The sequence below is a fragment of the Azotobacter tropicalis genome, assembly GCF_059739045.1.
Genome location: NZ_AP046059.1, coordinates 2,133,630 through 2,145,898 on the forward strand (window position 1 = coordinate 2,133,630; position 12,269 = coordinate 2,145,898).

General features: G+C 63.2%; 7 protein-coding genes, 2 tRNA genes and 5 pseudogenes. 3 read left to right on the forward strand and 11 right to left on the reverse strand.

The window, feature by feature from the left end:
- The first annotated feature begins 8 nt into the window (after positions 1-8).
- Positions 9-521 carry a DUF2271 domain-containing protein gene (locus tag Atro_RS10005; RefSeq protein ID WP_497927467.1) on the forward strand — a complete coding sequence of 171 codons (513 nt, stop codon included), beginning with the start codon at positions 9-11 and terminating at the stop codon, positions 519-521.
- 11 nt (positions 522-532) lie between these two features.
- Here Atro_RS10005 and Atro_RS10010 read toward each other — a convergent pair.
- From Atro_RS10010 to rnr, 8 genes and pseudogenes are all read right to left on the reverse strand, one after another.
- A pseudogene (locus Atro_RS10010) lies at positions 533-1,749 on the reverse strand (MFS transporter).
- Positions 1,750-1,821: 72 nt separating this feature from the next.
- Positions 1,822-3,212, reverse strand: a pseudogene (gene dnaB, locus Atro_RS10015) (replicative DNA helicase).
- 112 nt (positions 3,213-3,324) lie between these two features.
- A complete protein-coding gene (rplI, locus tag Atro_RS10020; protein WP_497927468.1) occupies positions 3,325-3,771 on the reverse strand; it encodes a 50S ribosomal protein L9 in 447 nt (148 codons plus the stop codon).
- 21 nt (positions 3,772-3,792) lie between these two features.
- Complete coding sequence (locus Atro_RS10025; protein WP_497927469.1) at positions 3,793-4,683, reverse strand: hypothetical protein; 891 nt, start codon at positions 4,681-4,683, stop codon at positions 3,793-3,795.
- Between the two features lie 35 nt (positions 4,684-4,718).
- Positions 4,719-4,949 carry a 30S ribosomal protein S18 gene (gene rpsR / locus Atro_RS10030; protein ID WP_012699436.1) on the reverse strand — a complete coding sequence of 77 codons (231 nt, stop codon included), beginning with the start codon at positions 4,947-4,949 and terminating at the stop codon, positions 4,719-4,721.
- A 28-nt stretch (positions 4,950-4,977) separates the two neighbouring features.
- On the reverse strand, positions 4,978-5,394 hold the full coding sequence (gene rpsF / locus Atro_RS10035; protein WP_131298863.1) for a 30S ribosomal protein S6: 417 nt from the start codon (positions 5,392-5,394) through the stop codon (positions 4,978-4,980).
- 167 nt (positions 5,395-5,561) lie between these two features.
- Positions 5,562-6,305, reverse strand: coding sequence for a 23S rRNA (guanosine(2251)-2'-O)-methyltransferase RlmB (gene rlmB / locus Atro_RS10040; protein WP_497927470.1), 744 nt, complete (start codon positions 6,303-6,305; stop codon positions 5,562-5,564).
- Positions 6,302-8,882 (reverse strand): annotated as a pseudogene (rnr, locus tag Atro_RS10045) (ribonuclease R). The gene rlmB and the pseudogene rnr overlap by 4 nt, the downstream one beginning before the upstream one ends.
- 210 nt (positions 8,883-9,092) lie before the next feature.
- On the opposite strand from rnr, the gene Atro_RS10050 reads away from it, so the two are divergent.
- Positions 9,093-9,179 (forward strand) — tRNA-Leu (locus Atro_RS10050).
- Positions 9,180-9,285: 106 nt separating this feature from the next.
- Positions 9,286-9,372, forward strand: a tRNA-Leu gene (locus Atro_RS10055).
- Between the two features lie 124 nt (positions 9,373-9,496).
- On the opposite strand, the pseudogene Atro_RS10060 reads toward Atro_RS10055, so the two are convergent.
- From Atro_RS10060 to Atro_RS10070, 3 genes and pseudogenes are all read right to left on the reverse strand, one after another.
- Positions 9,497-10,788 (reverse strand): annotated as a pseudogene (locus Atro_RS10060) (adenylosuccinate synthase).
- A gap of 55 nt (positions 10,789-10,843) precedes the next feature.
- Positions 10,844-12,029: pseudogene (locus Atro_RS10065) on the reverse strand (ATP phosphoribosyltransferase regulatory subunit).
- A gap of 37 nt (positions 12,030-12,066) precedes the next feature.
- A complete protein-coding gene (locus tag Atro_RS10070) occupies positions 12,067-12,252 on the reverse strand; it encodes a DUF2065 domain-containing protein (protein WP_497927471.1) in 186 nt (61 codons plus the stop codon).
- Positions 12,253-12,269 lie beyond the last annotated feature (17 nt).

Consider the following 12,269-nt stretch of genomic DNA (forward strand, 5'->3'; position numbering starts at 1 on the left):
AGTCATCCATGCGTCACCGCCTGCTGCTGCCCCTCTGCGCGCTGTTCGCCGCGCCGGCCTTCGCCGCCGAGCTGGAAATCGGTCTGGAAATCCCCCGTCTCGAGGTCGCCGAATACCACCGCCCCTATGTCGCCGTCTGGCTGCAGCGGCCGGACAAGACGCACGTCGCCGACCTGGCGGTCTGGTATGGCATGAAGATGAAGAACAACAAGGGCGAGAAGTGGCTCGACTCCCTGCGCCAGTGGTGGCAGATCAGCGGCCGCCACCTCGACATGCCGGTGGACGGCGTCAGCGGAGCGACCCGCCCGGTGGGCGAGCACCGCCTGACCTTCGCCGGCGACCGCACACCGTTCAAGGATCTGCCGGCCGGCGAATACCACCTGATGGTCGAGGTGGCCCGCCAGGGCGGCAAGCGCGAGCTGCTGGGCGCGGCCTTCACCTGGCCGCCCGCGCAAGCCGAGCAGCTCAAAGCCCAAGGCAAAAGCGAACTGGGCGCCATGACCATCCGCCTGACGCCCTGAAGCACAGGCCCTCAACGCTCCGCCTGCTGCGGAACGCGCCAGGCCAGCAGTCCCAGGGCGGCCAGCGCCGCGAAGGCGGCACCGGCGAGAAAGGTGGCGGCAGCGCCGAAGCGCTGCCACAGGACGCCGGCGATCACGCTGGCCGCCAGCAGCGCCACGCCACTGAGCAGATTGAAGAAGCCAAAGGCGGTACCGCGCAAGGCCAGCGGCGCGCTGTCGGCCACCAGCTTGACCAGCAGGCCCTGGCTGAAGGCCATGTGCAGCCCCCACAGGGCGGCGCCGGCGAAGGCCAGCCAGGGGCTGCCGGCGCCGGCCAGCAGCAGATCGGCGAAGATCAGCAGCGCCAGGCTGAGCAGCAACAGTCGGCGTGCATCGAGCCGGTCGGCGGCCTGCCCGGCCGGATAGGCGCACAGGGCATAGAACAGGTTCATCACCACCAGGGCCAGCGGCACCAGGCCGAGCGGCACGCCCACGTCCTCGGCGCGCAGGATCAGGAAGGCCTCGCTGAAACGCGCCAGGGTAAACACCGCACCGATGCCCGCCACCCACCAGTAGGCGCCGCGCAACCGACGCACGTCGCCCAGGCGCAGCGGCGGCCGGGCGCCTTCGCCCGCATCGGGTCGCGCCGGCTCCTGCACGTAGCGCAGCAGCAGGGCCACGGCGAGGAAGGCCGGACCACCGCCACCCACATCACCGCCTCGATGTCGTTGGCGAACCAGGCCATGAACAGCAGCGCCAGCAGCGGGCCGACCACCGCGCCGAGCGAGTCCAGAGCCTGACGCAGGCCATAGGCCGCGCCGCGCAGCGCCGGCGACACGATATCGGCAATCAGCGCATCGCGCGGCGCGCCGCGGATGCCTTTGCCGACGCGATCGGCGAAGCGCGCGGCAAACACCCAGTCGATGCTCGTGGCCAGGGGAAACAAGGGTTTGCTGAAGGCCGCCAGGGCATAGCCGAACACCATCAGCCGCTTGCGCCGCCCCAGATAGTCGCTGAGCGCCCCGGAGAACACCTTGGCGAAAGCCGCGGTGGCCTCGGCCACACCCTCGACGAGGCCCACGGTCACCAGCGAGGTACCGAGCACGCCGACCATGAACAGCGGCAGCAGGCTGTGGATCAGCTCGGAGGAGATGTCCATGAGCATCGAGCCGAAACCCAGCGCCCAGATACCCGCCGGCAGGACACGCAGGCCGGCGGTAAAGGAGAAAGGACGCGCCGGAGCAGCCATGTCTGGCCTCCCTGTGCAGAATCTGACGCCTTGCTTGACGCTAATCCGCGCGGGCAGGCCTGTCCAGTGCGCTCACTCGTCGAACTGGTAGCTGCCCGGCGCCAGGTTCTCGAAGCGCGAGTACTTGCCGAGAAAAGCCAGCCGGGTGGTGCCGATCGGGCCGTTACGCTGCTTGCCGATGATGATCTCGGCGACGCCCTTGAACTCGGTTTCCGGGTGATAGACCTCGTCACGGTAGACGAACATGATGACGTCGGCATCCTGCTCGATGGCCCCGGACTCGCGCAGGTCGGAGTTCACCGGGCGCTTGTTGGGCCGCTGCTCCAGCGAGCGGTTGAGCTGCGAGAGGGCGATCACCGGGCAATTGAACTCCTTGGCCAGCGCCTTCAGCGAACGGGAGATCTCGGAAATCTCGTTGACCCGGTTGTCGCCGCTGGAGCCGGGAATCTGCATCAGTTGCAGATAGTCAACCATGATCATGGCGATCTCGCCGTGCTCGCGGGCCAGGCGCCGGGTGCGCGCGCGCATTTCCGCCGGGCTGATGCCCGCGGTGTCGTCAATGAACAGCTTGCGCTCGTTGAGCAGGTTGACCGCCGAAGTCAGCCGCGGCCAGTCGTCGTCATCCAGCCGGCCGGCACGCACCTTGGTCTGGTCGATGCGCCCGAGCGAGGCGAGCATACGGATCACGATGGATTCGGCGGGCATCTCCAGGGAATACACCACCACCGCCTTGTCGCTGCGCAGCACGGCGTTCTCCACCAGGTTCATGGCGAAGGTGGTCTTGCCCATCGACGGGCGCCCGGCGACGATGACCAGGTCTGCCGGCTGCAGGCCGCTGGTCTGCTCGTCCAGGTCGGTGAAACCGGTGGACAGCCCGGTGATGGCGTCGCCGGAGTTGAACAGCGAGTCGATGCGGTCGATGGCCTTGACCAGGATGTCGTTGATCGCCATCGGGCCGCCGGTCTTGGGACGTGCTTCGGCGATCTGGAAGATCAGCCGCTCCGCCTCGTCGAGAATCTCGTCGCCGCCACGCCCCTGGGGGGCATAGGCGCTGTCGGCGATCCGGTTGCTGATCCCGATCAGCTGGCGCAGGGTGGCGCGCTCGCGAACGATCTGCGCATAAGCCTTGATGTTGGCCACCGAGGGGATGTTCTTGGCCAGCTCGCCGAGGTAGGCCAGACCGCCCACCTGCTCCAGGTGGCCTTCCTTATCCAGCTGCTCGGACAGGGTGACCACGTCGAACGGCATGTTGCGCTCGGCCAGCACCGTGATGGCACGGAAGATCATGCGATGGTCGTGGCGATAAAAGTCGCCGTCGGACACCTGGTCGAGTACCCGTTCCCAGGTGTTGTTGTCCAGCATCAGGCCGCCCAGCACGGCCTGCTCGGCCTCGATGGAATGCGGCGGCACCTTGAGGGCGGCGGTTTCCAGATCGTACTGCTCGGGGGGCTGATATCGTTCATGGCTGACGAGGATTCCGGGGGTGCAGAAAGACATCGGGCACGCTCCGCGGTGGCGGAGCGTGCCCGATGTTAGGCGTCTGGCAGCCAGACCGCCAGACGAGATGGCGCCTGTTTAGCCGCCGATCACGACCAGACGGATGCTGGCCTCGACGTCGGTGTGCAGATGCAGAGCCACGTCGTACTCGCCGGTCTGGCGAATAGTGCCGTTGGGCAGACGCACTTCGCTCTTCGCCACGTCCAGACCGGCGGCGGTCAGAGCATCGGCGATATCGGCGGTGCCGATGGAACCGAACAGCTTGCCTTCATCACCAGCGGTGGCGGTGATGGTGATTTCCAGCTCGTTCAGCTGAGCCGCGCGCTCTTCAGCAGAAGCCCGCTTCTCGGCAGCCAGACGCTCCAGCTCGGCACGACGGGCTTCGAATGCCGCGACGTTTTCGGCAGTGGCCGCGGTGGCCTTGCCGTGCGGCAGCAGGAAGTTGCGCGCGTAGCCGCCCTTTACATTCACCTTGTCGCCCAGGTTGCCCAGGTTGGCGATCTTTTCCAGCAGGATGACTTCCATTTGAGTCTTACCTCTTAACTTTTAACCTTCACCGTTCGCAGCTCCGGAGCCACCCTTGGGCGTCTGCCGACCGCGAAAATCAATCAGACTGTCGACGATGGCCAGGACCATCAGCAACGGATAGGTCAGCTGCATGAACAGCAGCAGCGTCACATACAGCCCCACCAGCCAGAACCGCCCCAGCCGCCCCTGCGCCACCAGCCCGTGTATCAGGGCTATGCCGGCGAAGACCAGCGGCACGCTGCACAGCGGCGTCAGCATGGCCATCTGCGCACCCAGATTGGGGGCGAGCAGCATGCCGGCCAGTAGTGCGAGTGCCCACAGACCAGGCAGGCGTAGCGTGCGAAACTCGCCCGCGAAGCCGCCCGGGTTGTACAGCAGGCTCTGCCAGTAGCGACCGAGCACTAGGGCGAGCAGACTGACGATCTGCAGCAGTGCCGCCAGCAGACCGGTCAGCACCGGCACCAGCAGGGCTCCCAGGTGCGCCTGCTCGTCCGCCGAGAGCGGACTGGCCGACTCGAGCACCTGCGGCATGAGCTTCTGCAACTCGCCGGCCATGGCTTCAATGGGGGCACGAAACACCTCCCCCAGCACCAGCGCATAGGCCAAGCCGACCAGCACGCTGCCTATCAGCACCAGCCGCCAGGACACGCTGCTGCGCAGCAGCTGAGCCAGCCCAAAGGTGCCGAGCAACAGCAGCAGGGTGCGCGGCTCGCCGAAATACCACCAGGCGGCTGCCGGAAGCAGGGCCAGGGCGACGATACCGAAGGTGTCGCTCAGGCCACGGCGCAGAAGCACTAAACTGCCCGCCGCCGCACTCAGCCAGAACAGCAGCGGCAAGGCGGCAGAGCCGACGACCACGAAGCCGGCCTGCATGCGACCGCGCATGATGAACTCGGCCAGGGCACGCATGCGATCTATCCCTTACCTGTGTCGACGGCCCGCCATCAACGGCCGTGGCTGTCGGTGTAGGGCAGCAGGGCCAGATAGCGGGCACGCTTGATGGCGGTGGCCAGCTGGCGCTGATAACGAGCCTTAGTACCGGTGATACGGCTGGGAACGATCTTGCCGGTTTCGGAGATGTAGGCCTTCAGGGTGTTGAGATCCTTGAAGTCGATCTCTTTGACGCCTTCGGCGGTGAAACGGCAGAACTTGCGACGACGGAAGAAACGTGCCATGGGAGTTGCTCCTCAATAGATCCGTGGATTACTCGTCAGCTTTATCGCTGTCGCTATCGCTGTCGTGACCTTCGTGGCCGCCGTGTTCGGGGCGCTCACGACGCTCGCGACGCTCGCTACGGTTTTCCTCGGCCTTGAGCATCTCGGACTGGCCAGTGATGGCTTCGTCGCGGCGGATGACCAGGTTGCGGATAACGGCGTCGTTGTAGCGGAAGTTATCTTCCAGCTCGGCCAGGGCCTTGCCACTGCACTCGACGTTCAGCATCACGTAGTGAGCCTTGTGCACGTTGTTGATGGCATAGGCCAGCTGGCGGCGGCCCCAGTCTTCCAGACGATGGATCTTGCCACCATCTTCTTCGATCAGCTTGGTGTAACGCTCCACCATGCCACCGACCTGCTCGCTCTGATCCGGATGGACCAGGAAAATGATTTCGTAATGACGCATGGATGCTCCTTACGGGTTGCAGCCTGCCGACACGGTGCGGTCAGGCAAGGAGTGAATGACTCTCGTTGGACTTGCCAGAAGCGGGGCACTGTGTACCCGGCCTAAAGACAAGGGGCGCAATTCTAGAGAAGGGACTGAAGGGAAGCAAGGCGCAGAGCGCCTTGCCGTCATTGCAGAAGACGCTGACGCACCGCCTCGAAGAGACAGATACCAGTGGCAACCGAAACGTTGAGACTGCTGACACTGCCGGCCATCGGCAGACGCACCAGGTAATCACAGTGCTCGCGAGTCAGTCGGCGCATGCCCTTGCCCTCGGCACCCATGATCAACACGGTCGGGCCGCGCAAATCCAGCTCGTAAAGCTCCTGCTCGACCTCACCGGCGGTACCGACCGTCCATAGACCGCGCTGGCGGAGCTTCTCCAGGGTCCGTGCCAGGTTGGTCACCGCCACCAGCGGAACCACCTCGGCGGCGCCACAGGCAACCTTGCGCACCGTGGCGTTCAGGGTGGCCGACTTGTCCTTGGGCACGATCACCGCCTGCACGCCGGCTGCATCGGCGGTACGCAGGCAGGCGCCAAGATTGTGCGGATCGGTGACGGCATCCAGAACCAGCAACAGTGGCGGCCCCTCGCAACGGTCGAGCAGTTCGTCGAGCATCGCCTCGCCCCACACCTGGCTGGGACTGACCTCGGCGACCACGCCCTGGTGTACACCCTCGGCCCACTCGTCCAGCTCACGGCGCTCGCGCTGGCCGACCGGTACCCGTGCCTGCCGGGCCAGGTCGAGCAGCGCCTGCACCCGCGGATCCTGGCGGCCCTCGGCCAGCCAAAGCTGCTTGACTCGCCGAGGATGATGACGTAGCAGGGCCTCCACGGCATGCACGCCGTAGACTCTTTCCAGATCGCTCATGTCTTGGCTTTGCTCCGGGCCTTTCGAGCGGAACCCTTGTCAGCCGGCTTATGCTGCCGGCCGTTTCCGCTCTTTTCGGCGGAGCCCTTGGTCGATTTCCGGCGCTCCGGCTTGGCAGTCTTGGCCTCGGCCAACAGCGCCTGCTTGGTCTCCCTGCTCTTCTTCACATCGGTGTTACCGAGCATGGCCTCGGCCTGGGCCAGCAGCTCAGAGGCCAGCGGCGCAAGCACCTTGTCCTTGCCACTCTTGCTACGCTCCTTGGCCACACGCCCCTCGTCAGCCAGCCCCTCCTGTTCGGCAGCGCGCCGACGGCGCCCGGTCAATTGCCCGCGCTCCCCCTCGACCAGCTCGAAGTCGATTCGCCGCTCGTCAAGATCGACCCGCATGACCCGCACGGCGACACTATCGCCAAGGCGGAAGCCACGCCCGCTGCGCTCTCCGGAGAGGCGATGGTGAACCGGATCGAAGTGGTAATAGTCGCCCGGCAAGGCCGTGACATGCACCAGCCCTCGACATAGATGTCCTTCAGTTCGACGAAAATACCGAAGCCGGTCACTGCCGTGATTACCCCGTCGAAACGCTCACCGACGCGATCCTGCATGAACTCGCACTTCAGCCAGTTGACCACATCACGCGTTGCCTCATCGGCCCGCCGCTCGGTCATCGAGCAGGCTTGGCCGAGCTGCTCCAAAGTGGCGTCATCATAAGGATAGATACGCGCCCGCGGCATGCTTGCTGCCCCTGCGCGGCGGACATGAGGCGTCTCGCGCTTGGAGCGGATCACGCTGCGGATCGCGCGATGTATCAGTAGGTCTGGATAGCGGCGAATCGGCGAAGTGAAATGGGTATAGGCCTCGTAGTTCAGGCCGAAGTGGCCGTGGTTTTCGGCACTGTATACCGCCTGGCTGAGCGAACGCAGCATGACTGTCTGGATTAGGTGGAAATCCGGCCGTCCCTGGATCGACTCCAGCAGCATCTGGTAGTCCTTCGGTGTGGGACCGTCCTTGCTACGGTGCAAACTCAAGCCGAGCTCGCCCAGGAAGGCCTTGAGCTTCTCCAGACGCTCCGCCGGCGGGCCATCGTGCACCCGGAAGAGCCCCGGCAGCTCGTGCTTCTGCAAGAAAGCGGCGGTCGCCACGTTGGCACAGAGCATGCACTCCTCAATCAGCTTGTGCGCATCGTTACGCTCGGTCGGCAGGATTTCCGCAATCTTGCGACCGGAACCGAAGACGATGCGCGTTTCCTGCGTTTCGAAATCAATGGCGCCGCGTACCTGGCGTGCTTTCACCAGCACCTTGTAAAGCGAATGCAACTGCTTGAGATGTGGCAGTACCCCGGCATAGATGCTGCGCAGCCTCTTGCCTTCGGGGCTCTTGGGCTGCTCCAGCATTGTGCTGACCCGGTTGTAGGTCAGTCGAGCATGGGAATGGATGACCGCCTCGTAAAACTGATAATCGGTCATCTTGCCGGAGCGCGAAATGGTCATCTCACAGACCATGGCCAGCCGGTCGACCTGCGGATTGAGCGAGCAGAGCCCGTTGGACAGCTCCTCCGGCAGCATTGGCACCACCCTCTCGGGGAAGTACACCGAGTTGCCGCGCCGACTGGCCTCTTCGTCCAGTGCCGAACCGACCCTGACGTAGTGGGACACGTCGGCTATCGCCACGTACAGGCGGTAGCCACCGGCAAACGGAGCCAAAAGGCTCTTCTCGCAGTAGACCGCATCGTCGAAGTCGCGGGCATCCTCGCCGTCGATGGTGACGAAGGGCAGATGGCGCAAGTCGATACGCTTGAGCTTGTCCTTCTCCTCAACGTCGGGCTTGAGCTTGCGGGCCTCCTTGAGCACGGCCTCCGGCCAGATATGGGGAATCTCGTAGCTACGCAGGGCGACGTCGATCTCTATGCCCGGCGCCATGTAATTGCCGATCACCTCGATGATGTCGCCCTGCGGCTGGAAGCGCAGGGTCGGCCAGTGGGTGATGCGAATTTCGACGAACTGGCCGACCACGGCATTGGCCGTACGACCGGGGGTAACCAATACCTCCTGCTGGATCTTCGGATTGTCCGGAATGACGAAACCGATGCCGCTTTCTTCGTAATAGCGACCAACGACGGTTTCGTGGGCCCGCGAGACCACCTCGACGATGGCCCCCTCGCGACGCCCACGCCGATCGAAGCCGGATACCCGCGCCAGCGCGCGGTCGCCATCAAATAGCAGGCGCATCTGCATCGGACTGAGAAAGAGATCGTCGCTGCCGTCGTCGGGAATCAGAAAGCCGAAGCCGTCACGATGTCCGCTGACCCGGCCGAGCACCAGATCGAGCTTATCCACCGGAGCATAGGTGCCGCGACGGGTATGGATCAGCTGACCATCGCGCTCCATAGCACGCAGACGCCGGCGCAGGGCCTCGAGCTGCTCTTCTTCGCGCAAGCCAAACTCTTCGGCCAACTCCTCACGACTAGCGGGGCACCACGCTCATCAAGTCGCTGCAGAATCAGTTCGCGGCTGGGAATGGGGTTATCGTACTTTTCCGCCTCGCGGGCGGCCTCGGGATCGAGACTTTGCCAATCGGCCATCAGTGCGTTGTCACCTTATTCATAGTGTCCATTTAAAGTATTCGCCATCTGCTTATTGAAGCGCGAAACCCATCTGTCGGTCAGCTTTACGGCGACAATAATTTTTTTCACCGCAAGGGTTTACAAGCCAAAACCTGCTCCGTATAGTTCGCGCCCACAGCGTTGCAGACGTTGTAGCATGAAATCGACGCGATAGCATCGAGATGCAGTGCCCAGGTGGCGGAATTGGTAGACGCACTAGGTTCAGGTCCTAGCGGTGGCAACACCGTGGAAGTTCGAGTCTTCTCCTGGGCACCATATTCAAAAGCACGCTTCCCTGAAGCGGGCTTTTATAGCGGACAGCAGGCTCCGTGTCGGCCAAACCGATAAAAACTGCAAAAGTCGACGCTTAGTTGTCGCATGTGCCCAGGTGGCGGAATTGGTAGACGCACTAGGTTCAGGTCCTAGCGGTGGCAACACCGTGGAAGTTCGAGTCTTCTCCTGGGCACCATCTTAATCAACGAAAGAACCGAGCCTAAGGCTCGGTTTTTTCGTTTTCGCTACGACCTCTTCCAACGGCAAATCTCAACACGAGAGGCAGCCCGCAGGCGCCCCTCGAGTCGAGCGATCCAGCCTCAAGCAAACGGATGGCGCAGCACAATGGTTTCGTTGCGATCCGGGCCGGTAGAGATGATGTCGATGGGCGCCCCGACCAGCGCTTCGATACGCTTGATATAAGCAAGAGCATTGGCCGGCAGCTCATTCAGGCTCTTGATGCCGACGGTCGACTCCTTCCAGCCCGGCATTTCTTCGTACACCGGCTCGAGCCCCACATAGCTGTCGGCATCGGTCGGCGCCTCGATGATGCCCCCTTCGGCATTCCGATAGGCCACGCACAGCTTGACGACCTCCAGACCGTCCAACACATCCAGCTTGGTCAGGCACAGACCGGAGATGCTGTTGATCTCGATGGCACGGCGCAGGATCACTGCATCGAACCAACCGCAGCGACGGGCACGACCAGTGGTGGAACCAAACTCATGCCCCTTGCTGGCCAGATGCGCGCCAACATCATCGAACAACTCAGTCGGAAAAGGCCCAGACCCCACACGAGTGGTGTAGGCCTTGGTGATGCCGAGGATGTAGTCGAGATACAGCGGGCCGAAGCCGGAACCGGTGGCAGTGCCACCGGCAGTGGTGCTGGAGCTGGTCACATAGGGGTAAGTACCATGATCGATATCCAGCAGCGAGCCTTGGGCCCCTCGAACATGATATCGGCCCCCTGCTTGCGCAGCTCGTGCAGACGCACAGCCACATCGGCGATCATCGGCTTAAGCAGTTCGGCGTAGCCCAGCGCCTCGTCGAGCGTCTTCTGGAAGTCCACCGGCTCGACCTTGTAGAAGTTCTGCAGGACAAAATTATGGTATTCCAGCAGCTCCCGTAGCTTCTTGGCGAAACGCTCCGGATTGAACAGGTCCCCGATACGCAGACCGCGGCGCGCCACCTTGTCCTCGTAGGCCGGGCCAATACCGCGACCGGTAGTGCCGATCTTGCCTTCGGAGCGGGCAGCCTCGCGCGCCTGGTCCAGAGCCACGTGGTAGGGCAAAATCAGCGTGCAGGACGGACTAATGCGCAAGCGTTGACGTACCGGTACACCCTTCTCTTCCAATTTGGCGATCTCGCGCAGCAACGCATCCGGTGCTACGACCACCCCGTTACCGATCAGGCACTCTACATTGTCGCGCAGAATCCCGGACGGGATCAGATGCAGCACGGTCTTCTCGCCATCGATGACCAGAGTGTGACCAGCATTGTGGCCGCCCTGATAACGTACAACGGCCGCCGCCTGATCGGTCAGCAGGTCGACGATCTTGCCCTTGCCCTCATCGCCCCACTGGGTGCCCAGGACCACGACATTCTTACCCATAACGCTTGTCCTCTTCGGAAAAACTGAAGCCGGCCCATGGACCGGCTGAAGAAACTCAGGATGCCAGCGGCAGCACCCGCCACTGACCATCGCTCAGTAGCAACTGCCGATCACAGCCGCAACTTGGAGCATCGACAACCTGCTGGCCCGGTAAGGCCTGGACCACCCGCTCGCCCTGACGTCGCAAGCGCTGCACCATCTGCCAAAGATAGACATCGTGACTGTCCGGAGCCCAGATGCCGACCACCGGCTCGGCCGGCTCCAGTTGCCCCAAGGTCACCAGGGTCTTCAGGTCGGTAGAAAAACCGGTTGCCGGACGGGCACGCCCGAAATCGGCGCCGATATCGTCGTAACGCCCCCCTGGGCGATCGACTGACCAACTCCCGGCACGAAGGCGGCGAATACCACGCCAGTGTGGTAGTGATAACCGCGCAGCTCGCTCAGATCGAAATAAAGCGGCAGCTCCGGATAACGCAGACTCAGAGTGTCGGCAATGGCGATCAACTCATCCAAGGCCGCATGTACTTCGGCAGGCGCATCGACCAGACAAGCCTGCGCCAAATCGAGCACTTCGCGACCACCACAAAGCTCGGCCAAGGCGCACAACATCGAGGCCTGAGCCTCGGGCAGCGCGACGGTCAGGGCTTCCACCTCGTCAATAGCCTTGCGCTGCAAGGCATCGAACAGCTGCTGCTCGACGTCGCCGGAAAGCCCCGAGGCCCGAGCCAGCCCCCGGTAGATGCCTACATGCCCAAGATCCATGTGCACGTCCGGCACCACGGCCTGCTCAAGCACCTCCAGCATCAAACTAATAACCTCTACATCACTGGCCGGACTGGCATCCCCATAGAGCTCTGCCCCCAACTGAATAGGGCTGCGCGAAGTGGACAAAGTGCGCGGCTTCGCATGCAGCACACTGCCAGCATAACAAAGCCGGCTAGGGCCCTCGCGACGCAGGGTATGCGCATCGATACGGGCGACCTGCGGAGTGATGTCGGCACGAAAGCCGATCAGACGGCCGGATAACGGGTCCGTTACCTTGAGGGTGCGCAGATCCAGATCCTGACCAGCGCCAGTCAATAGGGACTCCAGGAATTCAATGTGGGGGTGACGACAAATTCGTAGCCCCAGCGCTGAAATAGATCCAGCATCTGGCGACGCACCACCTCGATACGGGCCGCCTCCGGCGGCAGGACTTCCTCGATGCCATCCGGCAGCAGCCAGCGGTCTACCGTTGCCATTACGCCTTTCCTCTCTCGATCCGGGCGGCAAGCCTTCTTAATTAAGCAAATAAAGGAGGGCGGTTCCCAGCAGCATGCCGGCCAACCCAGTGAGACGCAGCTGGCGATCTGACAGTTGCGCTGCCTGCATGACCGCCCTACGCCAGCGTCGCGGATTGAGAAATGGCAGGATGCCCTCAAGCACCAGCATCAGACACAAGGCAATTGCCAATTCCTGCCACATGATTCCCACGGACGCAA

Bases quoted from the DNA above. Each gene is read 5' to 3' on its own strand.
- Atro_RS10005 (WP_497927467.1), top strand. From the start codon at position 9: ATGCGTCACCGCCTGCTGCTGCCCCTCTGCGCGCTGTTCGCCGCGCCG.
- rplI (WP_497927468.1), bottom strand. From the start codon at position 3,771: ATGGAAGTCATCCTGCTGGAAAAGATCGCCAACCTGGGCAACCTGGGC.
- Atro_RS10025 (WP_497927469.1), bottom strand. From the start codon at position 4,683: ATGCGTGCCCTGGCCGAGTTCATCATGCGCGGTCGCATGCAGGCCGGC.
- rpsF (WP_131298863.1), bottom strand. From the start codon at position 5,394: ATGCGTCATTACGAAATCATTTTCCTGGTCCATCCGGATCAGAGCGAG.
- rlmB (WP_497927470.1), bottom strand. From the start codon at position 6,305: ATGAGCGATCTGGAAAGAGTCTACGGCGTGCATGCCGTGGAGGCCCTG.
- rpsR (WP_012699436.1), bottom strand. From the start codon at position 4,949: ATGGCACGTTTCTTCCGTCGTCGCAAGTTCTGCCGTTTCACCGCCGAA.
- Atro_RS10070 (WP_497927471.1), bottom strand. From the start codon at position 12,252: ATGTGGCAGGAATTGGCAATTGCCTTGTGTCTGATGCTGGTGCTTGAG.